The sequence below is a fragment of the Streptomyces sp. NPDC053426 genome, assembly GCF_055585405.1.
The window spans coordinates 153,780-178,498 of record NZ_JBVJKE010000017.1 but is presented as its reverse complement, the minus strand read 5'-3'; the positions used below and the strand labels follow the sequence as shown (position 1 = coordinate 178,498).

Below are 24,719 nucleotides of genomic sequence, written 5' to 3'. Positions count from 1 at the left end.
GCGACGGTCCCCTTCACGCGAGAGGAAGAGAGAGGTGACAGCGATGGCCGGCGCACGGGGTGACCGCGCGGTGGTGCTCGGCGGCAGCATGGCGGGGCTCCTGGCCGCACGGGTGCTCGCCGATTCCCACGGCGAGGTCCTGGTCGTCGAGCGCGACGACATCGGCGGGTCCACCACGGCGCGCAGGGGCGTGCCGCAGGGCCGGCACGTCCACGGGCTGCTCGCCCGCGGACAGCAGATCCTCGACGAGCTCTTCCCGGACTTCACCGACGAGGCCGTCGCCGCGGGCATCCCGACCGGCGACCTCGGCGAACTGCGCTGGTTCTTCGGCGGCCGGCGGCTCAGCCCCCGCGCCACCGGGCTGGTCTGCGTCTCGGCCACCCGCCCGCTGCTGGAGAGCCGGGTGCGCGCACGCGTCGCCGCTCTCGGGAACGTCACCTTCCTGGAGCGCCACGACATCACCGGCCTCGTCACCGACGAGGCCGGCGCGAACGTGACCGGCGTGCGGGTGCAGGGCCACGACGCGGACTCGACGGAGCGCACGCTCACCGCCGACCTGGTCGTCGACGCCACCGGCCGCGCCTCCCGCACCCCGGTGTGGCTGGAGGAGCTGGGCTACGGGCGCCCCGAGGAGGACCGGATCCGGATCGACCTGAGCTACACGACCCGCCTGTTCCGGCTGCGCGACGAGTCGGTCCTGGACGGCGACCTGTCGATCAACCCGGTCACCTCGCCGAGCCACCGGCGCGGGGCGTTCCTGTCCCGCATCGAGGACGGTCTGGTCGTGGTCTCACTGACCGGCGTACTGGGCGACAGCGCGCCCGCCGACCTCGACGGCTTCCTGCGGTGGACCCGGACCCTGCCGGTGACCGACATCCACGACGCGATCCACGACGCCGAGCCGGTCGGCGACGGCACGGTCTTCCGGTACCCGGCCAGTGTGCGGCGCCGGTTCGAGCGGCTGTCCCGCTTCCCGGGCCGCTACCTGGTGCTCGGCGACGCCGCGTGCAGCTTCAACCCGGTCTACGGCCAGGGCATGACGGTCTCCGCCCTGGAGGCCCTGGTCCTGCGCGACCACCTGTCCCGGGGCGAGGTGGACCCGCTCGCCTTCTTCCAGGACATCGCCGGCGTCATCGAGGTGCCGTGGCAGTTCTCCGCGGGCGCCGACCTGGGCTACCCGGAGGTGGAGGGCGTACGCACCCCCGAGTGGGAGCAGTCCGGGATGTACATGGCCAGGCTGCACACCGCCGCCGCGGTGGACGGCGAGGTGACGGCCACCTTCATGCGCGTGGCCGGCCTGGTCGACCCGCCCACCGCCCTGATGACCCCCCAGATGCAGGAACGCGTCGAACGGGGCTTCGAGCGGGCACAGCCGCTGCCCGCCTGAACCGGCCGGACACAACGAGTCCGCCGCACGGGTCATCCCCTGCGGCGGACTCGCCACGCCCCCAGGCGGTCGGCCTCCCACATCGCCGGGATTTGGTCATGCCGACCATCCTGCCGCTGGGAAGACTCAGAGCCTGTCGGAACATCGACCACCGACAGTCAGCCACGGCGATACGGGCAGCCGAGCACCCAGGCGCGCGTGTGCCTCCAGCAACCACGACCGGGCGTCAGCCACGCTTCCCGTTGCTGATCGTCCCGCGCCCCGGATCACAGTCCGATCGGAATCGAGCGGTACGACCACCCCGAGGACCGGAGCGCTTGCGCGAGGACCGCAGGGCCTCCCGCACGGCGCCGCACGCGCCCTCCGGACCCCCGCCCTTTCTTTAAAGATAGCGGCGACGCTCTGACCTGCGAAAACGTCGGCATTTTATGCACCCTGGGTGCATGACTTGAGCCTCCGGAGCCCGGGATTTATGCAGCTACACGCATAACTTGGTCGCGGCGAGGACGGCGCTCCGATCCTCGGGGTCTGTCAATCGAGCGGCTCTGTCCCGTAATCGGTGGTAACGAAGGGTGACGGTCGTCGTTGTTCTGGTGTGCGTGATGTCAACGAGCCTGTGAGCGTGGTGTTTTCGGGGCTGTCGGCCCTCGTCATCGAGGGTGTGGCGGACGAGGGCGGCCTGATCCGGGTGACGGCGCGGACCCGGGACGATCCGGTGCCGTGCCCCGAGTGCGGCACGCCGACAGGGCGGGTGCACGGGTTCCACGGGCGGAGAGTCGCGGACGTGCCCATGGACGGACGGCGGGTCGTCGTCTCGGTGAGGTTGCGGCGGCTGGTGTGCCCGGTGCTCGGCTGCTCGCGGCAGACGTTCCGCGAGCAGGTTCCCGGCGTCGTGGAGCGCTACCAGCGTCGGACCAACCGTCTGGCCGACCAACTCGGCTCTGTGGTCAAGGAGTTAGCAGGCCGGGCGGGTGAACGCCTCTCACGCGTGCTGGCCTGCTGGATCTCTCGCTCGACCGCCCTGCGCATACTCATGCGCAGGGCGGTCCCGCCGCTGCGCGTCCCGCGCGTGCTCGGCGTCGACGATTTCGCCCTCAAGCGCCGGCACCGCTACGCCACCGTGATCATTGACGCCGAGACCGGCGAGCGGATCGACGTCCTGCCCGATCGCACCGCCGAGACCCTGGCGGCGTGGCTGCGCGAGCATCCCGGGGTCGAGTACGTCTGCCGGGACGGCTCCACCACCTATGGCGAGGCGATACGCCAGGCCCTGCCCGAAGCGGTGCAGGTCAGCGACAGGTGGCATCTGTGGAGCAACCTGTGCGGCAAGGTCCTGGCCGAGGTCCGCTCCCACGCCGCGTGCTGGGCGACCGCCGTGAACCCCGCCCGGCCCGGGGGCGTCCGCGAGCAGACCACCCGCGAACGCTGGCAGCAGGTCCACGACCTGCTCGAAAAGGGTGTCGGCCTGCTCGAATGCGCCCGCCGCCTCGACGTCGCACTGAACACCGTCAAGCGGTACGCCCGCATGAAGGAGCCCACTGCCGAGCGTCACGCACCCCGGTACCGGCCCACGCTCGTCGACCCTTACCGCGACCACCTCCGCGCCCGTCGCGCTGCCGACCCGGCCGTCCCCGTCAAGCAACTGTTCCGGGAGATCAAGGAACTGGGATACACGGGCAGCCTCAACCTGCTCTACCGCTACATCACCCAGGGCCGGGCCGAGGGCGACAAGCCCGTCACCACCCCGCAGCGCTTCGCCCGCCTCCTCCTGACCCGCCCCGAGAACCTGCGCGACAAGGACGCCGCACTGCTGCGGGAACTCACCAAAGCCTGCCCCGAGATGAATGAACTCGCCTGGCTGACCGGCGAGTTCGCGCAGCTGCTGACCCCTGTCGAGGGCAACGACGCCAAGCTCACCGTCTGGATCACCGCAGTTCGCTCCACCGACCTGCCCCACCTGCACTCCTTCGCGAACGGCCTTGAGATCGACCGCACAGCCGTCGACGCCGGACTCACCACCCCGTACCACAACGGCCGCACCGAAGGCGTCAACACACGAACCAAGAAGATCATGAGGCAGATGCACGGCCGAGCCGGGTTCTCCCTGCTCCGCCACCGCATCCTCCTCCAGTGATCACCACACAGCGCTACCACCGATTACGGGACAGAGCGTTAAGGCGGTGTCCTATGTGGTGAGGCGGACGAGTCGTTTGTAGCAGCAGAGGGCGGCTGCGAGGCCGAGAAAGGCCAGGTAGTTGCGGGGGTCGCGTTCGTAGCGAGGGCTCAAGCGTCGGTAGCCGGTCAGCCAGGACATCGTGCGCTCGATGACCCAGCGGCGGCGGCCCAGTCGTTCGCTGGACTCGATGCCTTTGCGGGCGATACGCACGCCGATGCGCTTGCCTCGCAGCCATTTCCGCAGGTGGGGGATGTCGTACGCCTTGTCCGCATGCAGCCGTTGGGGCTTGAAGTGGCGGCCGCGGTGGGGATCGTGTCTCGTTTGGTGACCGGCCACCATGGCCTTCAGGCCCTCGCTGTCGTGGACGTTCGCGGCGGACACGCCGACGACCAGGGGCAGTCCGTTCGCGTCCGACAGGACGTGCATCTTGGAACCCGGCTTGCCCCGGTCCACGGGGCTCGGACCTGTGTGTTCGCCCCCTTTTTAGCCCGGACGTGGGCGGTGTCCAGCACGACGCGAGAGACGTCGATGAGGCCGGCGTCGTCGAGCCGGTGCAGCACCGCCTCGTGCAGGCGGCCCCAGACACCGGCTCTCGACCAGATCAGGAACCTGCGGTGAGCCGTCGACTTCGATATCCCGAAGCAAGGCGGCAATTGGCGCCAGGCGCAGCCGGACACCAGCACGTAGATGATCGCGGCGAACAGCGTCTCATCAGGGATATCCTGTGTTCCACCGCCCTGCGGCCGCACCTTCGACGGCGGGATCAGCGGCTTCGCGATTTCCCACAGCCCGTCCGGAACAATCCAACTCCATGTACCCCGCCCCATGTCGAGGTCAACGACGCCTCACCACGTAGGACACGGTCTAAATTGACACACCCACCAGGGGGTGCTTTTTCGGACAGTCCTTGTCAGGGCTGTTGACTGCCACCATTCCTTCAATGAAGATCACTACGCAACTCCCACTAGGGGGGTTGGGGAAGGAATACCGTGAGAATATCTGGTAGATCGTTAGCTCTTGGCTTTGCGAGCGTAGTACTCGCAGTATTTGGCTTCGCTGCCCCGGCTGCTGCAGACGGCTCCCAGTCTGCGACTGTTACGGCACACGGCACTGTCGTCGCCGCAGATGGCTCCGAGGTGGGCCAGGTCACCCTCCATAAGCGTGGTGACGGCACGAAGCCGCCCGCAGAACTGGGTAACCCCTCTGAATGGGGTGTGGCGGCGATCAAGGTGGGCGATTCGGCGGGCTCCTTCACAGCGCTGGGTTGCATCGGTGCCAGTGGCGGAACGTGGTGCTACGGCAGCGAACTGACCACGGACGGTAAGTACTGCTACTCGAACTACTACCACGCCAGTAAGAGCCACAAGTCCACGGTGAAGATTGGCGGCACGACGTTCTCCAGTGGTTGGGTGGAAGCCGGCAGGTACGCCTACGCCCAATGGACGGGGGGCGGCGCCCAGGTCTGCTACACCTACTACAGCATCGACTAGGTCCTGATCCCTGCATCAAGCGGTGACATCCCCGGTAGGTTGGTAATTTGTTGGTGCGCCACTCAGGTCTGTTCGGTCACCCGTGCAGTCTCCGAGTGGCGCCACCTCCTACTTTTGACGGAAAAGGGAATAGAAATCGCACACTTTCCGTGTAATCGCGCCGTGCCGCTCGCGGCATCCCTCGGGGCGGGTTTGTTACTTGGGCTAATAGGCCCCCTTAGTGGAAAATGGGACAATCCTGCTTGCGTCACTCTGAACGTTGTTTTTTCCGGCGGATGGTCGTGGGCCTGTTACGCATTCTTGGTAGGCTATTTCTGTCGATCAAAAATTGAGGCAGCATCACTGTCGTCTTTGGGTTTGACTCTCGGTGTGATCGCGTACTATCTATTCAAGGACTTGAGCCCCGCCATCCCGGGCGGACTGGAATCCGGTGCCGCCGGTGAGGGGATTTCCTCTAAGGCGATTTGGTGGGGAGTAGCAGCTTTCACCCTCGGCGCACCTGTCGGACTCTTCGGTAACCTGGCACGAAGTTCAAGTGTTGGCAGCCTCCCATTCCGGCTGATTATTCCACTTGTTGCCTTTTTTGAGACCTCCATGCGACTGGCTACAGAGATGGATGGGCAACGTGCGATTGTTGGAATTACTTGGAATGTGATTCAGTTTGTCGCGGTTGCTGTTGCCTTGGCTCTGGTGAGTCACACCACCCGGAATTTGTGGCATGCTCGGCGCACTCGTTCCTCGGAGTCGGATGAGTGCCGAGCCAGAGGAGACATTTCGTCCGTGTGACCGTCTGGAGTCGTTCCCTATTCGCACTGCGTGATTCACGTGGAATACCCAGGGCGCGCAGACGCCGCAGGCCCCGGCACGAACACGTCGGGGCCTGCGCTGACAACGTCTTCCGCGACGCTCAGTACGGGAGGCGTCTGAACTCCCACGCGGTAGTCGAAGCGTGGCATGGCAAGGGCGTTACCTGGCTCACCAGGTGAGGTTCCCCCGTTGCTGGGTAGGGGATGATCAGCTGGTCAGAGCAGGTTGGCGGGGTTTCAGGTTCGCTCGTTCGGTCGCTGCCTGCTCGGCGTAGTGCTGCTCTTCGAACTCGACCGGGCTGAGGTGTCCAAGGCGTCTCTGGATGCGCCGGCTGTTGTAGAACCCGTCGATGTACTCGAAGAGAGCGAGGTTCGCCTCGGCCCGGGTGGCGAAGGTGCGGCCGCGCAGGCCCTCGGTCTTGATGAGCATCCAGAGGTTCTCCGCGAGGGCGTTGTCGTACGAGTCCCCAACGGAGCCCATGGATGCCTCAATTCCTGCTCTCATCAAGCGTGTTGTCAGCTTCACGGATGTGTACTGGCAGCCGTGGTCCGCATGGTGGATCAACTGACCGGGTTCGACCTCGCGGGACGCGAGGGCGTACTCGAGTGTGGTCAGTACGAGGTCGGCGTCCGCGTGGGCGGCAGTCTCCCAGGACACCACCCGGCGGGAGAACGCGTCTCTGATCGCCGACAGCCACAAGGGTCCCTCGCCGGTGGGGATCATGGTGAGGTCGGTGACCCACAGCCGGTTCGGTCCGTCGGCGGTGAAGTCGCGCCTGACCAGGTCGGGGGCGAGTTCGGCGTCCCGGTCGCGGCAGGTGAAGCCCTTGCCTGTCCGGCGGGGGCTGATCCCGGCGAGGCCGGCTTCGCGCATGAGCCGTTCGACTCGTTTGCGGCCGACGTGGACGCCTTCGCGCTTCAGGACGGCATGCACGCGGGGTGAGCCGTAGATGCCGCCGGAGTCGGTGTGGATCCGCTGGATCTGCCCGGTCAGCCTGGTGTCCCGGCGGCGCCGTTCGCACGGCTCCTTCTCCGCCTGGCGCCAGCGGTAGTAGGTGGAGGAAGGGATGTGCAGTTCCCGGAGGGTGGGCTCGACCTCCAGGTGAGGGTGCTCGTCGAAGAGCGCCGTCACCTGGACCGGGTCGGGTCGAGCTGTGCCGCGAAAAAGCCGAGGCCGTCCGCAGGATCTCGTTCGACCGCTTGAGCTGGGTGTTCTCCTTGCGCAGCGCGGCCAGCCCGGCGCGTTCGTCGCTGGTCAGCAGATCGTCGCGTTCGCCGGCGTCGGCCTCGGCCTGGCGGATCCAGCCGCGCAGGGCCTCGTGATGGACACCGATCTCCTCGGCCATACGGCGGATCACGGGCTTCGGCTCCGCGGTGCGGTACATCCGCACCGCACGCTCACGCAACTCCAGCGGGTACTTCCTCGGCGCAGGCATCAGCAGGGCTCCTCTCGGTGAGTCCTATCTGACCCGCTGTCACCACCCCCGCATCTCGGGGGAACCTCAGACCCTGTTGAGCCGGTCCTCGGGGATCTGGGTCTGCACGGTGGTCGCCCACTGCACGCCCCAGAACGCCCAGCCGACACCGCTGACCGCGTACCCGAGGAGCAGCACCGGCAGTACGAGGTGGGGGGCGAGGCTCGCGGACAGCGGCATCATGGGGAACAGGAACATCGCCACCGCCCCGCCGAGCAGCGGCCGCGCCGGCCGGGCCCGGATGGCGACCAGGCCGCCGATGACACAGCCGGCGCCGAACGCACCCTCCGCGTAGCCGAACGCGGCGCTCCCGTGCGCCCCGGTGACCAAGGCCGCGCCGAGGGGTACGACCGGGCCCCAGACGAAGACGCCGAGCACCCACCAGATCAGGATCACCGCCCACAGCCAGGACCGGGACCGGAACTCGTGCCAGCCGACCCTCAGGTTCTGCAGGGTGGATTCCGAACGGTCGACGACGTACGCGCCGAGGCGCAGCCCGGACAGGCTCAGCCCACTGGCCGCGAAGGTGCCCGAGATCACCGCGAACGCCCAGGCCGGGGAGGCCGCCGCGACGAGGAGTCCGGCGACCGCGGGTCCCGCCATGGTGGAGATGCCCTGGGCGACCCGCAGGACGCCGTTGGCCTTCTGCACGTCGGTGGAGACCTGCGGCACCAAGCCGTTCACGCCCGGCTGGAACATCGCGGTCGCGACTCCGCCGAGCGCCGTCATGGCGACGATGAACCACAGTCCGGGCCGCCCGCCGGCGAAGGCGAAGGCCATCGCGCCGATCAGGGCGCACCGCACGGCGTCCGCCCCGATCATCAGCGGTCGCGGGTGGATCCGGTCCGCGAGGACGCCGCCGAACACCACGAACAGCGCGAACGCCGCCATCCAGGCGCCCAGGGCGTACCCGACGGCACTCACCCCGTACCCGAGCGCCAGCATCGCCACCGAGAGCGCGACCGGCAGCATCGCGTCGCCGAGCAGTGAGGCGATCCGGGCCGTGAAGTAGAGCGTGAAGTTACGGGTCCACAGCGGTGACCGCGGAGATGCCGCGAGGGCGGCGGAGGCGGGATCGGCCATCTCAGAACTCTATCCGTACGTCATATGTCCGTAGCCAGTCGTCCAGTTGCAGCGCCGTCTCCAGGACTGCCCGGCCGGCGACACCCGTGCCCACCCGGTGCTGCGCAGCCGTTCGGGCCGCGAACCGGCCGCGTTCCCCGATGAGTTGCGGGAGGGGGCGGCCGGGGCGTCGAGCCCGTCGCCACGAGGTGGACGGGGATCCCCTTCCTGGGCTTGCGGAGGGAGGGGAGAACCTCAACGGTCGGTGTCCTGGTCGCGGAGCAGTCGGCGGCCGAGGTCGTCGGCCCATTCCTGGGCCCAGGTCATCAGCTCGTCGACCAGGGCGGTATCCGCTCCGTACGCCTCGAACTCGGCGTCGTCGATCCAGGCGACGGCGGTCAGGCGGGTATGCAGGGAGTCGAGGTCGAAGCGGTCGCGAGCATGGCGCCGGCCGAATTCCTCCAGGTCGGTGGTGGTCCAGCGGCGGGAGGCGGCGAAGACGTCCAGAGCGTCACGGGCGAGGCCCCGCTCGGCCAGGGCACGGACCTTGGTGCCGATCACGTCCTCCTCGGCGAGTACGGGCCCGTACGCGCTGGAGGCGACGGGACGGCCGCGCCCTCGTGCGGGCGGCGCCGGACGGCGGGGAGGTCCGCCAGGGCCCGCAGCTCCGGGAACGCCTCCTCCCACACGCCGCGGACCGTGGTCGAGACCAGGATCCGCAGGGTGGGCCACAGCCGCAGCAGGAGGTCGCGGTTGAGGAGGGCGCACAGGTCCTCGCGCATGCCTTCGGCGAGGACGGTGCGGTACAGGCTCATGCGCTGCCGTTCGTTGCCGAGGTCAAAGGCGCGCAGTCCGGACCAAACGACGGTGGCCTGCGGCTCCACGACCCCTTCCGCGGGCCCCCGCAGCTCCAGGAGGTCCGCCGGCAGACGGCGCCGGAACTTCTCCCGGTACAGCCGCAGGTCCGTGTCGCCCGAGCCCGGGTCGGCGGGCCCGCCGACCCGGGCTCGGGCGAGAGCTGATCGCTGCGGCACGGATGACATGCCTCCATTATGTCGGCTGCGGCCCGGGGAGGGAGTCGTCAGCTCCGGTGCGGGCTTGCGGTCGACGATCTCGGTGGTCAGGTCGGGTCCGGAGACGAACACGGTGTCGGGCCGCCCCTGCCGGGAGTTCGGCAGGGGCCCGCGGTGCGGAGAGCCGCGGAGAGGGAGCTGTCCTCGATGAGCGGCATGCCGGCCGGCGCCGCTCACCGTCTGCCGCCGGTCCGACGGCCCGGTCTCACATCAGATGCCGGGTGAAGAACCGGACCACCGCGTCTCCCGCGTACTGCGGGACGCCGGTGTGTCCGCCCATGTGGGCGTGCAGGGACTTCTCCTCGGAGCCGAAGGCGTCGAACAGGTCCAGGGCCGCCTGCCTGTCGTTCCCCTCGTCGTCCCACTGCAGCAGGACGTGCAGGGGAACGGTGACCCGGCGGGCCTCCTCGAACATGACGCGAGGCACGAAACTGCCGGCGAAGAGACCGGCGGCCACGACGCGCGGCTCGACCACCGCCAGTCGGATGCCGATGGAGATCACTCCCCCCGAGTACCCGACCGGGCCGCCGATCCCGGGCAGCGCCAGGAGGACGTCCAAGGCGGCCTGCCATTCCGGGACCGCCTCGTCGACGAGCGGGAGGACGAGGGCGTCGACGATCTCGTCGCCGACCGGCTCGCCGGCCTCCAGCGCCCGGCGCAGGTCGGCGCGGGCCCGCTCGGCGGCGGGCAGGCGGGGCCGGTCGCCGCTTCCGGGAAGCTCGATGGTGGCCGTGGCGAAGCCCTCCGCCGCGGAGTGCCGGGCCCGGTCCACCAGGCGGGGGTACATCTTGCGCAGTCCGAGGGGAGGGTGGCCGAGCAGGATCAGCGGCACCGGTGCGGATGCGGACGCGGATCCGGGCGTCCACAGGATGCCGGGGATCTCGCCGAGGGTGAACTCGCGTTCGAGGACGCCGTCGTCGAAGCGCCGCTCGGAAGTGAATCGCATGGTCGTGCCTTTCGGGAGTGCACTGGAACGGCGCTCCCGGACGACCTATCGCCCGACCGCGACCCCGGAGGGGAGCACCCATGTCGATACTGCGTTCACGGGTACCACCTCCTCGATCTCTCGCACGGCCTCCGGAAACGTAGCAGTGGCCACCTCGTCCGCCCAACGGGTTTTCGCGGAGTCTCCTCGCCGGGTACGGCGGTGGGCTCAGCGCCAGTCGTCGATCACGTAGGCGTCCGGGTGGCTGTAGCCGGGTTCGTTGGGCCTGTGCATGGTGACGCCTTGCAGCCAGGTGCGGAAACCGCGGTCGGCCATGCGCCGGTAGGCGTCCTGGCGGGCCAGGTTCGTTCCGGCGTCCAGTTGCCCCAGGCCCTTCTCGGCGGCCAGTTGCTCGCACGCGTCCAGCAGTCGTTCGAACCGGTCCGCGGCGTCCGGGCTGGGGCGTACGGCGCCGAATTTGACGAAGCACACGTCCTCACCGGCCTCCGGCCCCGCTCCGCAGTGGCAGACGGCCAGACGGCCAGACCGTCGAGGCCGGAGCCGGCGCCCTCGAGGAGGACGGTGTCACCGAGCCCCTGCGCCTGTGCGGCCGTGATCTCGCGCTCCAGGCTCAGGCCCTCGTGCCGGCCCCCGTCAGTGCGCGGCCGAGGCTCAGTGCGCCGGGCCGCTCGGCGGCGGTCAGCTCGCTGTACAGCACTCGGCCGGGGACCGCGGCACTGACGGTGACCTGTTTCCTCATGACGGCGGTGAGAAAGCGAGGCCAGAAACCGTACTGGCGGTAGAGCTCGAGGTGCTTGGGACTGTGCGAGAAGTTGACATCCTCCCCGTCTCAAAGGACGGGGATTCCTGGCTCACGTTGGCTGGGGACCAGCGGTCCTCCAGCTCTTACACGATCAGCACCAGCCGGGTTGAGACCAGCCCGGACCAGCATCACGCGCGCGGAGTTCTTGTCCCGAGGGGAGACGACTCCGCACGCGGTGCAGGTGTAGGTACGTTCCGAAAGAGGAAGTGCGTGCTTGGTTCTCGCTCCGCACGACGCGCAGTCCATGGTGGTGTGCGCGGGATGCACGAGACGCACATCACGTCCGTGCTTGCGGCCCATCTCGATCAGGGCCGTCTTCGTGGCGCCGATCGCCGCATCGGCGGCCTTGCGGGCCATGGTGGTCTTGGCGAGGAACTTCGGCTTGAAGTCCTCGACGGCGATGGCGTCGTGGTCCCGGACCACGTGCTTGGCCCACTTGCGGGCGGTGTCCTGCCGCTGCCGGGCCACCTTCTTGTGTACCTTCGCGGTCTGCGCCTGGGCCTTCCGGTAGCCGTTGGATGCGGCCTGCCCGCGCGCGGGCCTGCGGCGGGCCATCATCCGCTGGTAGCGGGCGAGACGCTGCGCGGCGCGCTTGCCGTGCTCGGCGTGGGGCAGGTCGTGGGCGTCGGATGTGGTGGTGGCGGTCTCCTTGACGCCCCAGTCCACACCGAGCACACGGCCCGTGGTGGGGAGCGGCTGGGTCCCGGTCGCGACGACGAACGACGCGTACCAGTGCCCCAGGCTGTCCTGGTATACGCGCACCGAGGAGGGTGCGGCGGGCAGTTCGCGGGACCACACGACTGTCAGGGCGATGCCGCCCGCCAGGTGCAGGCGGCCGTCCTTCAGGCGGAACCCGCGCACGGTGTAATTCAGCGTGGGCAGCGCGTCCCGCTTGCGCTTGATGCGGGGCATCCCGGCGCGCTGCCGGACCGGCAGCTTCGCCTTGATGTCCTTCATCGCCTTGGCGCGGGACTTGGCGAAGTCGCGGATGGTCTGCTGCTGCGGTACCGAGGCGCCCTGACGCAGCCACGTCATGGCGTTGCGGGCCTCGGTCAGCATCGTGTCGAGCTGGGCCGGGCCGCACGTCGTCTTCTCGGCCGCGTCGCGATTCAGCGCGTGGAGCTTGCGGGACATGGCTACGCACTCGTTCCAGATCCACCGGCAGCGCGCCCACTCGGCCATCAGGCCCGTGCGGGCGGTCGACGACACCCGGAGACGGTAGGTGTACCGGGCATGCCCGGCATCCTCCGAAGCCTTCTGCTGTGTCGTCATGGTGTCATTCTACCACTCTAGATCCACTACTCTGGGGTCATGGATGAAGAGAAGCGCATCACGCTCCGTCTGCCCGCCGACCTGCATGCGTGGCTGGCCGCTCAGGCCAAGTCCGCCCGCAGGTCCCTCAACTCCGAGATCGTCTACCGGTTGGAGGTCGAGCGCGCCGCCGCCGTGACTGACGCCGAATCACCCTGACGGCGATTCGGCTCTTCCTGCCCCGCTCCACAGGGGTCCGATTCCTCCCCGGCCCGAAGGCCGGGGCATCCTCGGAGGAATCCGGTGACCAGGCCGAGGTGGCGGTTCCCCCAGGTGCCGAAGCGGTCCATGACCGGTTCCATGAGGCGCCTGCCGATGCCCTGGTCCCACAGGTCCGGACGTACGGTCAGCGGGCCGAAGAACCCGACGCTGCCCCAGTCGGCGGCGAAGTTCGATCCGACGACCTCGCCCTCGACGGTCGCCGCGAAGGCCGCGTGCGGATCCGCCGCCCAGCGGGTGCGGACGTAGTCGGCGGTCCCGAAGAACGTCTCCGGCTCGGGGATCCCGAGGAAGGTCCCGAAGGCGACCCTGAAGATCTCGTCGGCCCGGTCCAGGTCCGGCTCGGCCAGCGGGCGGACCGACACCGGGGCGGCGGCACTCGTTCGCTTCGTTGCGGACATGATCGCTCTCCTTTCCGCCCCCGGTTCCATCGCACCACGCCCGTGCGCCGCGGGCGAAGCGACAGGTCCGGCGGCACCCCGAGGACCGGACGGCAGCGGTCGAGTCATCGAGGCCGGGTGCTCAGGGCGGCAGCCCGGACGAACCGTCCCCGCGATACGGCCCGTCAGAACCTCGGACGCTTCCTGCCGACGGGCAGGGCTCGTGGTGCGGTCTGCGGCCACCACCTGATCGTCTGCCCTCGGTCACCGATGACCACCGGTGACCGCCCCGTTCCCGGGCCGGCCCCGACCAGCAAGATCAGGATCTGGACCGGAGCACCGGCTCCGGAGTTGAATCGGCTGATGGACATGTCCTCCCGAGAGATCCGCATGCCCCTCGACGAGGTCGTGGCAGTCCTGCGGGACCTGAACGAGTTCGTCGTTTCCCTCGACCGGCTCGGATCCCGCCAGGCGTCCGGAACCGCCGACGAACGCACCGTCGGCGCATTCATCGCCGACTGGGACGTCGCCCGGCGGTTGGCCCGCGCCCGACGCGTCATCAGCGTCGCGCTGGACGCGCAACTGAGCGAGGAGGACAACGCCGAGATCGACGCCCTGTGCGACCAGGGCCGCTTCTACGGCACGGACAGAGCCACCGGGCCGGACCCATCGAGACGGGGCTCAGCCCGGCTCGATACCTGATGCCCGACCGGCGGGATCGCGATCCACGGCTGGAGCACCGGGTCGACGGCCTGGCTGAGCCCGCTCGGGCTTTCCTCCGGTCGGCTGGTGGTTTCCCGGTGATCCGCCGCATGGGGTCCACGCATGTCCCCGCCGCTCCCGCGGCCGGACAGAACACCGGACAGGTCCGCTGCGGCCGCCACCCGCACACGGCGGTAACGCCTGTTACCATGCGGATATGGCAAAGACGCAACTGGGCGCGCGCGTGGACGAGGACGTCGCGGAACTCGCGAGGAAGCGCGCCGCCGACCTGGGACTGAGCATCGGGGACTACCTCTCCCGACTGGTGGAGGACGACACCAGCGGCCTGCGCGCCCGCGCGGTGGACGCCGCCGCCCGCTTCCTGGCCGAGCACCAGGCACTCTTCGACGAAGCCGAAGACGCCCAGCGGACGGAAACGGCTCGGGGAGCACGCGCCGCCTGATGAACCCGCACATCGACGTTCCCTGGATCCTGCAGGTCGCCGAGGCCGCCGGGGTGAACGACCCGGCCCCCGACGACTACGGCGTCCCCGTCTCGGCGGTCGCCCGCCACCGGGCCGAACTGTTCGAACAGCCCGTCTACGACGGCCCCTACGCCAAGGCCGCCGCCCTGGTGCACACCCTGGGCCGCTGCCGCTGGCTGGAGCGCTCCAACCTGGCCGTCGCCGCCGCCACCGGCGTGATGTACCTCGAGGCCGCCGGGATCACCGTCAAACCCGCCCGCGAGGACGCCCTCGCCCTCAAGGACCTGCTCCTGGACCCGGCCTGCACCGCCGGGAAGATCGCCGCCCTGCTGCGCGGCTGGCCCGCCACCACCTGAAGGAGTCCGTCCCGGTCGTCCCCGGTCTGCCGTGCGACGGCACAGGGACAGGGGCAGGGCTCACCGGCCCGACCGCGTGCACGGCGGCCCCGTGCGCCCGGCGATGACGGGCGGGGCGGGAAGCGGCGCGGCTAGAGAAGAGGGCAGGTGAGGGGCAGGACGCGTTCGGTCAGGCGGCCGGTGAGGCGGGTGTCGGTGAAGGTGGTGCCGGTGAGCCAGTCCGCTGTGGTCAGGCGGTCGACCAGGTGCCGCAGTTCGTCGGGGTCGGCCGGGACCCGGGTGGTGAGGGTGGTCAGGGCGACGCCCTGACCGTCGGGGCCGAGGCGGCCCGCGGGGTCGGCCTGAGTGGCCAGGGTCAGGGCGAGCAGCCGGGGGCCGGCGGGGGCCTTGGTCTTGCGGAGCTTCTTGTCCGTCACGACCCGCTGGGCCCAGCCGGAGAGCTTGGGCCGCGTCTTCCTGCCGAACGTGAACGGGCCCGCCCCGTCCTCGGGGGGCACCAGGGAGGGGACCGTGATCGGGGTGGGGTTCTCCGGCCGGGAGGCGAGCAGGTCGTCGACGGTGCCGGGGAGGGACAGCCAGCCGCAGCCGGTCAGCTTCTCCACCAGGTCCCGCGGATCGGTCAGGCCCAGCCCGTTGACGTCCTGGCCGACGAGGTTGCCGGTGCCGGTGTGCGCGGTGCGCAGGGTCAGCATCAGCACCAGCAGCCGTGCCTCCGGTCCGGGCAGCGGGGCGTGGTCGGCCACGTGCGCGAGGACGGAGCGTACGTGCTCCCACTGCGTCGGTACGGTCAGCAGCCGCGTCACGGCCGGCCCGTCGCCGTACGCGACGCCGCCGGTGCGCTGCTGGTGCTGGAGGAGGATGGTGGCGGCGGCCTGCTCGGCGCGCCGGGCCTCCTCCCGCAGGTCGTCGTCGCCGGTGACACCGGCCCAGGTGGCGAAGGCGCGGGCCTTGCGTTCCTGGAGGTCGGCGAGGAGCGCGAGGTCGGGCTGCTCGCGCCGCTGGTAGGCGCGGAAGAGGTCGCCGAGTTCGGTGAGTTCCTCCCGCAGGGCGTCGGGCAGCAGGTCGTGCGGGACGATCCGCTGGGCGATCTTCGCCTGCCGGGGGCGGCGTCGCGCGGGTACGGAGCGGGGGGCCGGGGCCGGAGCCCCCGTCCCGGCGGGGGCCTGGTGGTCGGAGAACCGCGGCGCGCCCACGCCCGTGGCCGCGGGGGCCGGGCGTCCGGTGGTCCGCGGGCCGCCGGGCGTCCGGGAGGTGCCCACGGTCTTCGCTCCGGGGGTGGCGGCCGCGCACCGCGAGCAGCACTCCATCGCCTGCCACCAGCGTCCTTCCCGGTCGGCGAGGACGGCGAGGACGACCGGGCCGCCGCACCGCCAGGGTTCGCCGCGCGCGGGGCGGCCGGTGTCGGGCAGATGGGTGCGGCAGCCCTCGGCCCGGCACGCGCAGTACGCCTCGGCCCTGGGCGCGGGGACGGCGCGCAGGTGGGCCTTGAGGTGGGCGACCGCGGCCGCGCGGCCGGCGGCCGTGGACGGCAGACGCCGTTCGGCGCAGGCGGGGCGGCTGCACGTGACGCGCACGGCCGTACCGCCCCGGCCGACGGCGTCCAGACGCACCGTCCACCAGCGCCCCGGCACCCGCTCGCCCAGCTCCCCCACCGCGGTCTGCGTCATCCCGCTCTCCCTCCCGATGTGTCCCCGGTGCCCGCCGCCGGCCCGCGAGGACCGGGCGGCGTCACCTGGTCAACGCCCGGGGAGCGGAGGCGGTTTCTCCACGGGGCGTGACAGTTCGGGTCGGCACCACGACGGGAGCGTTCCTCCGGCGGGACACCGCGCGGGCGGCGTCGTGCCCGGACGGACGCTCCCGTCACCGGACGGCCGGCGCGCTCAGGAGGCGGTGGTGACCAGCGCCGGGACCGTCAGGCGGACCGGCAGGGTGCGGTGGCCGTTCATGATGAAGGTCGGCAGGGGCTGGAGTTCCTCACGGGGGACGGCCAGGGACAGGTCGGGGAAGCGGGCGAAGAGGCGGGACAGGCCGGTGCGGGCGACCAGACGGGCCACGCCCACGCCGAGGCAGTAGTGGGGGCCGAACCCGAAGGACAGGTGCTCCTTGTCCGCCCGGGTGAGGTCGAAGGAGCCGGGGGCGTCCGGGTGCAGCCGCGGGTCGCGGCCCACGGCGCTGTAGTTGACCAGGATCGGGTCGCCCTTGGGGATGGTGACGCCGTCGAGCTCGATGTCCTCGACGGCGTAGCGCAGCGGCAGGTGGGCCAGGGGCGACTCCACGCGCAGCGTCTCGTCGATCACGTCGTCCCAGGTGGCCTGTCCGGAGCGGACCAGCTCCAGCTGCGCGGGGTCCGACAGCAGCGCGGTGATGGCGTTGTCGAAGAAGTTGATGGTGGTCTCGGAGCCGGCGCCGAGGATCGCGAAGATGGTGTCGGTCAGCTCCTCCTCGGTCAGCCGCGAACCGTCCTCGTCGCGGGCGGCCACGAGGTCGCTGGTGATGTCCTCGCCGGGCTCGCGCCGCTTGTCGGCGATCAGGTCCGCCATCGCGCCGCGCCAGCCGGCGAGCACGGCCTGGGCCTGCTCGGGGGTGATGGTGGTGTCCACCATGGCGTCGATGACCTTGGCGGTCTTGGCGCGGGCCTCCTCGGGCATGCCGATCAGGTCGGCGACCAGGCGCGCGGGCAGCGGGTAGGCGAACCGCTCGCGCAGGTCCACCACGTCGCCGGGCGCGGTCCGCGCCAGGCCGTCGAGGAGCTGGTCGGTGAGTTCCTCCACGCGCGGGCGGAACGCCTCGGTGCGGCGCGGGCTGAACGCCTTGCCGGTCAGCTTGCGCAGCCGGACGTGGTCCTTGCCGTAGGCGGTGACCATGTTGTCCATGGCCACCCAGCTGATCAGCTCCCAGTCGGGCCGTATCTCACCGTTCTGGAAGGCGGGCCAGTGGTTGCGGGCGCTCTTGGTGACGCGGGGGTCGCCGAGCACCTTCTTGATGACGTCGTGGCCGTTCAGCGACCAGGCGAGGACGCCTCCGGGCAGTTCCACCTGGACCGCGGGTCCCCGGTCCCGCAGGACGGCGGCTTCGCCGTGGATGTCCCGCCCGGTGGTGTCGAGGGCGAAGGGGCAGCCTTGCTCCATGGGTTTTTCCCTGTCTGCAGAAGGGGCGGTCACTGTCCGGTGCCGAAGTGCGCGCGGGCCAGTTCCCGGCCGGCGTGCGAGGCGAGGAAGACGCCGTTGCCGGCGTGGCTGTGCAGCATCGACAGGTCGCGCCAGACCCGTTCGACGCGCTCTCCCGCGCGTACGGAGCTGGAGCCCGCCGTCGGGAAGAGCTGGCCCTCGACGGCCCTCCAGCACAGGCGGACCACCTCACGGCTGATGGTGGCCAGCCGCAGCTCCTCCTCGCGGGTGAAGGCGGCGGCGTCCTTCAGGCAGAGCTGCTCCCACTGGCGTACGGCCTCGGTCATCGCCGCGTCCGCGGTGGCGATCATGCCGGTGGCCTCGCCGAAGCGGAACTGGAAGTCCGGGTCCTCGGTGCGCGGGACGATCGGGAAGAACGTGGTGGTACGGGTGCGCATCAGCTCCTCGTACGCGTCCAGGGCGCCCTGGGCCATGCCGACGGCCAGCGCGCCGAGTTCGAGCAGCATGAAGCTGAGCGGTCCGCCGCCGTACTCGGGGCCGTGCAGGGTGCGTCCCGGCAGTTCGCCGGTGACCGGGATCTGGCTGAGGTGGCCGGGCAGGGTGCGGTGGGCGGGGATGCGGGCGCCCTCGATGCGGATGCTGTGCGAGCCGCTGCCCTTGAGGCCGAGCTGGTCGCCCCAGTCGTCCAGGCGCTCGAACTGCGACCGTTCGGCGATGAACAGCATCGGCGCGGGCGGCCCGTCGGGGTCGTCGAAGACGAGGGTGTGGCCGATGAAGTGGGTGGCGTAGGGGGCGCCCGAGCAGTAGTTCCAGACGCCGTCCAGCAGCCAGGAGCCGTCCTCGGCGCGGGTCGCGCTGCCGGCGGGGGCGACCGTGGCCGGGCAGACGAAGTCGCCGCCGGCGAACAGTTCGGCCTGGGTGCGCTCGTCGAACAGGGTCGCGGCGACCAGGGCGTGGGCGGCGCCGAACAGGTACATCCAGCCGGTCGACGGGCAGCCGCGGGCCAGGGTCGTGGCGACCTTCATGAACGTCGCCGGGCCGAACTCGTAGCCGCCGTACCGGCGCGGAACCAGGATGCGGTAGAAGCCGGCGCGGGTGAACGCCTCGTGGGTGTCCTCGGCGTAGTGGCCGCGCCGCTCCGTCTCGGCCTGCCGGGCGGGCAGGCCGGCCGCCAGTTCCTCGGCGCGGGCGACGATCTCGTCCGGGGTGAGGTCCGGCTCCGGCACGGCCGCGCGCGGGGCGAACGTCTCGGGCAGGGTGGAAGTCATCGGGATCGGTCCTCTTGCGTCGGAGTCGAAGTCGGAGTCGGAGTCGAACTCGAAGGGGTCGCCTGCGGGGCCGTCGGGGTCACAGCTTCGCCAGCGGCGTCCGCGGGGCGCCGCTCAGGACCGTGAGCAGGTGCCGGAACTGCTCCACCAGTTCGCGGGCGGTGCGCTCGTCGAAGCGGTTGTGGTCGAACTTCAGGCTGCCCGCGAGCTCGCCGCCGGGCAGGACGTCCATGGCCCACAGGCCGCCGTCCGGGATGGCCGAGCTGACCCGCTGCGACAGGGTGCGGCGCCGGATCTCGGTGAAGCGGGGGCCGGACGTCCCCTCGCCGCCCTCGCCGCCCTCGCCGTCGAGCGGGAACGCCGACTGGAGCACCTCGAAGGCGACGACGGCGAGGAAGCCGTCGGCGAACGGCGCGAGCAGGGCCGGGCTGTCCTCGGCGATGCGGGCGAAGGGGATCTCGTTGCGGTAGGCGCCCACGCAGGCCGCGCGGGAGCGGTCCAGGACGTCGGCGAGGGTGGTGCAGTCGCCGGTGTCGATGCGGATCGGCACGAAGTTGAAGAACGGGCCGACCGAGTCCGCGAACCGCTCCTCGTAGCGGCCCGAGGAGAAGGTCGGGAAGACGACGTCGGTGGTGCCGGTGCGCCGGCGCAGCAGCACGCTGTAGGCGGCGGCCAGCACCATGAAGGGGGTGCAGCGCTCGGCGCGGGCGAACTCCACGACCTTCTTGGACAGTTCGGCGTCGAAGACGAAGCGGTGCACGCCGTACGCGCTCGGCAGGTCCGCCTGGGCCGGGCGGTCGGAGGTGATGCCGGTGATCTCGGCTCCGGCGAGGCGCTCGCGCCAGTAGGCGCGGGCCCGGTCGATGCGGCTGCTGTCGGCGTTCTCCTGCTGGTAGCGGGCGAACTCCCGGTACTGGGCCACCTCGCCCCGCTCGGCCGTGCCGCCGGCCGCGCGGGCGCGGTAGGCGGCCACCAGGTCGCGCATCAGGACCTGGAGGGACCAGGCGTCGGTGGACGTGTGGTGGGTGGCGAGCACGAGGACGGCGTCGGTGGCGTCGAAGCGCCCCAGGAAGGCCCGCAGGTGGGGCAGTTCGCGCACCGGGTACGGGGCGGCGTCGAGGTCGTTCAGGAACTCCTCGGCGCGCACGTCGCGCGGGGTGCCGTCCGCGTCGGGCAGGTCGGTGACCTCCAGGGCGACCGGCGCGGGCGGGTGGACGACCTGGTGGCCGCCCTCGTCGTCGCCGACCACGGCGGTGCGCAGCACCTCGTGCCGTTCGACCACGTCGTCGAGGGCGCGCCGCAGGGCGTCGGTGTCGACGGCGCCGGTGACGCGCCAGCCGCACACCAGGGTGTGCCGGTGGCCGAAGGCGCCGTCCGTCTCGCCCTTGTCGAAGGCGCGCAGGAACTGCTGGTTGTACGACAGCGGGATCCGCCGGGCGGTGCCGTCGTCGGTCTGCGGCGCTGCGGTGGTGATGCTCAAGGTGACCAATCCTTTTCCCGGTCGTGGACGACCGCGTCGTGCCCGGTGGGCCTAGAGGGGGGCGGGCGTCAGGTCCCGCAGCAGGGTTTCGAGTTCGGCGACGGTCGGATGGCTGAGGATGTCCGCGGCGGACACCTCGACGCCCAGTTCGGCCCCGATGCGGCCGGCCAGCCGGATCGCCTGGAGGGACTCGCCGCCCAGCTCGAAGAAGCTGTCGTGGGGGCCGACCGCGTCGAGGCCGAGCGCACGGGCGAACAGGTCGCACAGCAGCCGCCGGCCGGGCGTGAGCCCCTCGGTCTCCGGCACCGGTGCCGGTGCGGGCCGCCCGGGCGCGGGCAGCGCGGCGCGGTCCAGCTTGCCGTTGGGCGTCAGGGGCAGGGCGTCGAGCACGACGAAGGCGGCGGGCACCATGTAGCCGGGCAGCAGGGCGGCGACCGCGTCGCGCAGGCCGTCGGTGCCGGTGCCGTCGAAGCGGCCGCCGGGTACGACGTAGGCGACGAGCCGCTTGTCCTCGCCGGGGCCGTCGTCCCGGGCGACGACGGCGACGTCGGCCACGCCGTCCTGGCGGGCCAGGACGTGCTCCACCTCGCCCGGCTCCACGAGGTAACCGCGGATCTTGACCTGGTCGCCGACGCGCCCGGCGAACTCCAGCCGCCCGTCGGCGGTGCGCCGCATGAGGTCGCCGGTGCGGTACATGCGCGTACCGGCGGGGTCGGTGACGAAGCGGTCCTCCGTCAGGGCGGTGTCGTGGTGGTAGCCGCGGGCCAGCCGGTCGCCCGCGACGTACAGTTCGCCGGTCTCCCCGTCGGGCACGGGGACGAGGCCGGGCCCGAGGAGCCGGAAATCCATCCCGTCCATCGGCCGTCCCACGGGGACCGGGCCGTCCGGCGGGCAGGCGACGGTCATCGTGGCGCACGCGGCGAAGGCGGTGAGTTCGGTGGCGCCGTACATGGCCCGCACGACGGTGTCCGGGCAGGCGTCCAGCACCCGCCGTACGGCCGTCGGGGCGATGACGTCGCCGCCGGTGAGCACCTCCCGGACGGGAGCGAAGAGGTCGGGGGCCTCCTGGGCGAAGACGCGGAAGAGGCCGGCCGTCACGTGCAGGGCGGTGACACCCTCGTCGGCGAGGAGCCGGCGGACGGTGGCCACGTCGGGCTCGCCCGGCGGGGCCAGGACGACACGGCCGCCGCGCAGCAGCGGCACCCAGATCTCGTACGTGGAGACGCCGAAGGCGTAAGGAGCCAGGGAGAGGATCCGCCGGTGCGCCTCGGACCAGGAGGAGTCGGCGGTGAACGCGAGCACACCGCGGTGGGTGACCTCCACGCCCTTGGGCGCGCCGGTGGAACCCGAGGTGTGGATGACGTAGGCCACGGCGTCGGGGTCGCACGCGACGCCCGGGTCGGTGGCGGGCGCGGCGGCCACCGCCGGGTCGGTGGCGGGCTCGACGACTTCGCCGGCCCGCGGCAGTCCGCGCGAGCGCAGCGCGGCGTCGGTCAGCAGTACGGGCGCTCCGGCCCGGTCGGTGATCTGCTGCATCCTGGCGAGCGGGTAGGCGCTGTGCAGGGGCAGGTAGGCGGCGCCGGCCTTCACCACGGCCAGCAGGGCGACGACGACCTCGGGCGAGCGTTCCATCAGCACGGCGACCGGGTCTCCCGGGCGCACGCCGAGGCCGATCAGCCGGTGCGCGAGCCGGTTGGCGCGCTCGTCGAGCCGGCGGTAGGTCAGAGTGGTGCCGTCCAGGGGTGCCGAGACGGCCACGGCGTCCGGTGTCGAGCTCACCTGCGCGGCGAATCGCTGCTGAATCGATGTGCTGACCAAGGCGTTGTCCCATCCGATCGGCCCTCCGGGCGGCGGACCCCGCCGTGCCCCCGGCTCTGCCGGAACGGTCACACAGCGGTCCGGGACGCGGCATCTCCTGGATTGCCGCGCCCCGCACCGGCGCGCACGACGCGCGTACTTGGTCAGGTCGGTGGCTCAGCCGATGTCGAGTCCCGCGGTGAACCAGGCCTCGGCGGCCCGGATGCGGGCCTCGCACTCGGCCCGGTCCGCGCCCGCGATCACGAAGGCGACGAGGAAGTCCCCGGAGTGCGAGGCCTCGGGCACCCGCTCCCCGACCTGCGCGTACGTCGTGTACTTCAGGACGCCCGGCGGCAGGGTCGCCGGGTCGGGCAGGGCGCGCAGCACGCCCGGCCGCTTGGTGAACAGCAGCTGTCCGGCGATCCGCCCGGGGTCCGCCCGGCCCCCGTGGTCCACGGGCAGGCCCAGCTGGCGGCGCACCGGGTACTCCATGGGGTCGAAGCCGAACAGGGCGCGCTGGACGTCGCGCACCCCGGCCCCGCCCGCGCGCGACGCGGCCTCGCACAGGACGAGTTCGTCGTCGTCGGTCTGGAACACCTCGATGTGGAAGGCGAAGTGCTCGGGCCCGCCGAAGGCCTCCAGGATCCGCTCGCCGAACTCGGTGAGCCTGCGGGTGAGCGGATCGGCGGCGTCCAGGGCGATGTCGACCCGGCCCGCGCGGTCGCGGAAGTTCGCCAGCGCGTACAGGTAGCGGGAGGGCCACAGGGTGGCGATCCGCCCGTCCAGGACGGTGCCGTCGATGTGGCACATGGAGCCCTCGACGAACGCCTCGGCCAGCCACTGCGGCTCGCCGTCCGGGCCGGTCGGCTCGGCGGTGTCGAGCCACGCGGCCAGTTCCTCCTCCGTGCGCAGGACGGCCAGGCCGATGGATCCGGCGCCGCGGCGCGGCTTGACCACCACGGGCAGTCCGTGGCGGTCGGCGAAGCCGGTGAGGTCGGCGGGCGTGCGCAGCAGGGCGTGGTCGGCGACCTTGATGCCGGCCCGCAGGGCGGCCTGCTTCATCTCCCACTTGTCGCGGTAGACCACCGCGCTGTCCAGCCGCTGGCCCGGGAGCCCGTAGCGTTCGCGCAGGGCGGCGGCGCGCTCGATGTCGACCTCCTGGCAGGCCACCAGGTCCGTGACGCCGAACTCCTCGATGAGCTCGGCGGCCCGCTGCGCGACCCGGGGGCTGTGGTCGTAGTCGGGCAGCACCTCGGCGTGCAGGTAGGGCGCGGTGGTGGGCAGTTCCTCGCCGAACAGGGCGAGCTGCTCGGCGGAGCCGAGCAGGACGAGCTTCTCCTCCCGGTCGGCGAGCCAGCGCTCGTAGGGGTTGGCCCGCAGGGAGCCGCGGTGCAGGACCAGGGTGGTCATGAGCTGTGCCCTTCGTTGAAGATGCTGACGTAGCGCTCGCCGGTGTCGGGCAGGATCGTGACGACGGACTTGCCCGCGGACTCGGGCCGCCGTGCGAGGAGGGCCGCCGCGTACACGGCGGCGCCGGAGGAGACGCCCGCGAACAGGCCCTGTTCGCGCACCAGGGCGAGGGCGGTGCCCAGGGCGGCCTCGTCCGGGCAGGTGATCACCTCGTCGATGAGGCCGACGTCGGTGGTGGGCGACACGAAGCCGCCGTTGAGGCCGGGGATGCGGTGGGTGCCGGCGTATCCCCGGGACAGCACCGGTGAGTTCTCCGGTTCGACGGCGACGATCCGCAGGTCGGGGTTGCGTTCGCGCAGGTGGCGTCCGGCTCCGGTGAGGGTGCCGCCGGTGCCGACGCCCGCGACGAGCACGTCGACGCGGCCGCCGGTGTCGGCCCAGATCTCCGGTCCGGTGCTCTCGTAGTGGGCGCGGACGTTGTCGGGGTTCTCGTGCTGGCGCACGTACCAGGAGCGGGGGGTCGCGGCCTGGATCTCCTCCGCCTTGGCGATGGCCCCCGCGAACCGCTCGGCGCTGGGCGTCTGCACGACCTCGGCGCCCAGCGCGTTCAGCAGGCCGATCCGCTCGGGGGTGGCGCTGTCGGGCAGGACGACGATGCAGCGGTAGCCGCGCCTGGCCGCCATGGCCGCGAGCGCGATGCCGGTGTTGCCCGAGGTGGACTCCACCACGGTGCCGCCGGGGGCGAGGTCACCGCGCTCCTCGGCACCGCGCAGCATCGCCAGGGCGGCACGGTCCTTGCTGCTGGCGAAGGGGTTGGCGGACTCCAGCTTGGCGAGCACCTCGACACCGGGCGCGGCCCCGTCGACGGCGAGACGGACCAGAGGGGTGTGGCCGATGAGCTCTTCGAGCCCGGCGGCGATGTTGCGTTCGGTACGGACGGCGGTGGTCACGGCAGTCTCCAGGGGAG

At 71.2% G+C, this 24,719-nt stretch carries 23 protein-coding genes and 2 pseudogenes; 7 read left to right on the top strand and 18 right to left on the bottom strand.

Annotation, left to right across the window (positions count from 1 at the left end; all coding sequences use genetic code 11):
• Positions 1–43 precede the first annotated feature (43 nt).
• Together ACZ62B_RS30500 and ACZ62B_RS30495 are read left to right on the top strand one after the other, a co-directional pair.
• Entirely contained in the window at positions 44–1,387 is a 1,344-nt protein-coding gene (locus ACZ62B_RS30500; protein ID WP_344561210.1) for an FAD-dependent oxidoreductase, read from the top strand.
• A 595-nt stretch (positions 1,388–1,982) separates the two neighbouring features.
• A complete protein-coding gene (locus tag ACZ62B_RS30495) occupies positions 1,983–3,521 on the top strand; it encodes an ISL3 family transposase (protein WP_425578065.1) in 1,539 nt (512 codons plus the stop codon).
• Between the two features lie 51 nt (positions 3,522–3,572).
• Here the strand turns inward: ACZ62B_RS30495 and ACZ62B_RS30490 are convergent.
• Positions 3,573–4,390, bottom strand: a protein-coding gene (locus ACZ62B_RS30490) for an IS5 family transposase (protein ID WP_344561212.1) whose coding sequence is annotated in 2 segments (ribosomal slippage) — positions 3,573–4,048 and positions 4,048–4,390 — 819 coding nt in all. Because the reading frame shifts where the segments join, the coding sequence is not laid out codon by codon here.
• 309 nt (positions 4,391–4,699) lie between these two features.
• Between ACZ62B_RS30490 and ACZ62B_RS30485 the strand changes: the two genes are divergently transcribed.
• The gene (locus ACZ62B_RS30485) at positions 4,700–5,053 is read left to right on the top strand and encodes a lactococcin 972 family bacteriocin (RefSeq protein ID WP_344561214.1); all 354 of its coding nucleotides are present in this window, start codon (positions 4,700–4,702) and stop codon (positions 5,051–5,053) included.
• 1,014 nt (positions 5,054–6,067) lie between these two features.
• Here the strand turns inward: ACZ62B_RS30485 and ACZ62B_RS30480 are convergent.
• The 9 genes and pseudogenes from ACZ62B_RS30480 to ACZ62B_RS30440 form a co-directional block, all read right to left on the bottom strand.
• Positions 6,068–6,991: an IS3 family transposase gene (locus ACZ62B_RS30480; protein WP_344561219.1), complete on the bottom strand. Its 924-nt coding sequence runs from the start codon at positions 6,989–6,991 to the stop codon at positions 6,068–6,070.
• A gap of 118 nt (positions 6,992–7,109) precedes the next feature.
• Positions 7,110–7,244, bottom strand: a pseudogene (locus ACZ62B_RS30475) (transposase); the annotation flags it as partial.
• Between the two features lie 117 nt (positions 7,245–7,361).
• Positions 7,362–8,417 (bottom strand): MFS transporter, encoded by a 1,056-nt coding sequence (locus ACZ62B_RS30470; protein ID WP_344561221.1) that lies wholly within the window; start codon positions 8,415–8,417, stop codon positions 7,362–7,364.
• 234 nt (positions 8,418–8,651) lie between these two features.
• Positions 8,652–9,005 (bottom strand): annotated as a pseudogene (locus ACZ62B_RS30465) (hypothetical protein); the annotation flags it as partial.
• Complete coding sequence (locus ACZ62B_RS30460) at positions 8,954–9,541, bottom strand: hypothetical protein (RefSeq protein WP_344561225.1); 588 nt, start codon at positions 9,539–9,541, stop codon at positions 8,954–8,956. The gene ACZ62B_RS30460 and the pseudogene ACZ62B_RS30465, both read right to left, overlap by 52 nt.
• 133 nt (positions 9,542–9,674) lie before the next feature.
• Positions 9,675–10,415: an alpha/beta hydrolase gene (locus ACZ62B_RS30455; RefSeq protein ID WP_344561227.1), complete on the bottom strand. Its 741-nt coding sequence runs from the start codon at positions 10,413–10,415 to the stop codon at positions 9,675–9,677.
• Positions 10,416–10,622: 207 nt separating this feature from the next.
• Positions 10,623–10,886 (bottom strand): hypothetical protein, encoded by a 264-nt coding sequence (locus ACZ62B_RS30450; RefSeq protein ID WP_344561229.1) that lies wholly within the window; start codon positions 10,884–10,886, stop codon positions 10,623–10,625.
• Positions 10,887–11,025: 139 nt separating this feature from the next.
• On the bottom strand, positions 11,026–11,154 hold the full coding sequence (locus ACZ62B_RS30445; protein ID WP_344561231.1) for a hypothetical protein: 129 nt from the start codon (positions 11,152–11,154) through the stop codon (positions 11,026–11,028).
• A 90-nt stretch (positions 11,155–11,244) separates the two neighbouring features.
• Positions 11,245–12,489: an RNA-guided endonuclease InsQ/TnpB family protein gene (locus ACZ62B_RS30440; RefSeq protein ID WP_344561233.1), complete on the bottom strand. Its 1,245-nt coding sequence runs from the start codon at positions 12,487–12,489 to the stop codon at positions 11,245–11,247.
• A 39-nt stretch (positions 12,490–12,528) separates the two neighbouring features.
• Here ACZ62B_RS30440 and ACZ62B_RS30435 point away from each other — a divergent pair, with 39 nt between their 5' ends.
• Positions 12,529–12,687, top strand: a complete 159-nt coding sequence (locus ACZ62B_RS30435) for a toxin-antitoxin system HicB family antitoxin (protein WP_344561235.1) — start codon at positions 12,529–12,531, stop codon at positions 12,685–12,687.
• On the opposite strand, the gene ACZ62B_RS30430 is transcribed toward ACZ62B_RS30435, so the two are convergent.
• Positions 12,633–13,148, bottom strand: coding sequence for a GNAT family N-acetyltransferase (locus tag ACZ62B_RS30430; protein ID WP_344561237.1), 516 nt, complete (start codon positions 13,146–13,148; stop codon positions 12,633–12,635). The genes ACZ62B_RS30435 and ACZ62B_RS30430 overlap by 55 nt on opposite strands.
• Positions 13,149–13,490: 342 nt before the next feature.
• Here ACZ62B_RS30430 and ACZ62B_RS30425 point away from each other — a divergent pair, with 342 nt between their 5' ends.
• The 3 genes from ACZ62B_RS30425 to ACZ62B_RS30415 all read left to right on the top strand — a co-directional run bounded on the left by ACZ62B_RS30425 (position 13,491) and on the right by ACZ62B_RS30415 (position 14,669).
• On the top strand, positions 13,491–13,829 hold the full coding sequence (locus tag ACZ62B_RS30425) for a hypothetical protein (RefSeq protein ID WP_468883991.1): 339 nt from the start codon (positions 13,491–13,493) through the stop codon (positions 13,827–13,829).
• 217 nt (positions 13,830–14,046) lie between these two features.
• Positions 14,047–14,292 carry a hypothetical protein gene (locus ACZ62B_RS30420; RefSeq protein WP_344561242.1) on the top strand — a complete coding sequence of 82 codons (246 nt, stop codon included), beginning with the start codon at positions 14,047–14,049 and terminating at the stop codon, positions 14,290–14,292.
• Positions 14,292–14,669, top strand: a complete 378-nt coding sequence (locus tag ACZ62B_RS30415) for a fic family toxin-antitoxin system, toxin component (protein WP_344561244.1) — start codon at positions 14,292–14,294, stop codon at positions 14,667–14,669. The genes ACZ62B_RS30420 and ACZ62B_RS30415 overlap by 1 nt, the downstream gene beginning before the upstream one ends.
• A 131-nt stretch (positions 14,670–14,800) precedes the next feature.
• Here ACZ62B_RS30415 and ACZ62B_RS30410 read toward each other — a convergent pair whose 3' ends face one another.
• The 7 genes from ACZ62B_RS30410 to cysK all read right to left on the bottom strand — a co-directional run bounded on the left by ACZ62B_RS30410 (position 14,801) and on the right by cysK (position 24,702).
• Positions 14,801–16,336 carry a hypothetical protein gene (locus tag ACZ62B_RS30410; RefSeq protein ID WP_468889692.1) on the bottom strand — a complete coding sequence of 512 codons (1,536 nt, stop codon included), beginning with the start codon at positions 16,334–16,336 and terminating at the stop codon, positions 14,801–14,803.
• A 213-nt stretch (positions 16,337–16,549) separates the two neighbouring features.
• Positions 16,550–17,797: a cytochrome P450 family protein gene (locus ACZ62B_RS30405; protein ID WP_344561248.1), complete on the bottom strand. Its 1,248-nt coding sequence runs from the start codon at positions 17,795–17,797 to the stop codon at positions 16,550–16,552.
• A gap of 29 nt (positions 17,798–17,826) precedes the next feature.
• On the bottom strand, positions 17,827–19,065 hold the full coding sequence (locus ACZ62B_RS30400) for an acyl-CoA dehydrogenase family protein (protein ID WP_344561250.1): 1,239 nt from the start codon (positions 19,063–19,065) through the stop codon (positions 17,827–17,829).
• Positions 19,066–19,144: 79 nt separating this feature from the next.
• Positions 19,145–20,545, bottom strand: coding sequence for a condensation domain-containing protein (locus tag ACZ62B_RS30395; protein WP_469692840.1), 1,401 nt, complete (start codon positions 20,543–20,545; stop codon positions 19,145–19,147).
• A 51-nt stretch (positions 20,546–20,596) separates the two neighbouring features.
• Positions 20,597–22,324, bottom strand: a complete 1,728-nt coding sequence (locus tag ACZ62B_RS30390) for a non-ribosomal peptide synthetase (protein ID WP_469692839.1) — start codon at positions 22,322–22,324, stop codon at positions 20,597–20,599.
• Positions 22,325–22,519: 195 nt separating this feature from the next.
• Positions 22,520–23,752 (bottom strand): ATP-binding protein, encoded by a 1,233-nt coding sequence (locus ACZ62B_RS30385; RefSeq protein ID WP_344561256.1) that lies wholly within the window; start codon positions 23,750–23,752, stop codon positions 22,520–22,522.
• Positions 23,749–24,702, bottom strand: a complete 954-nt coding sequence (gene cysK, locus ACZ62B_RS30380) for a cysteine synthase A (RefSeq protein ID WP_344561258.1) — start codon at positions 24,700–24,702, stop codon at positions 23,749–23,751. Before cysK ends, ACZ62B_RS30385 begins: the two co-directional genes overlap by 4 nt.
• Positions 24,703–24,719: the final 17 nt, after the last annotated feature.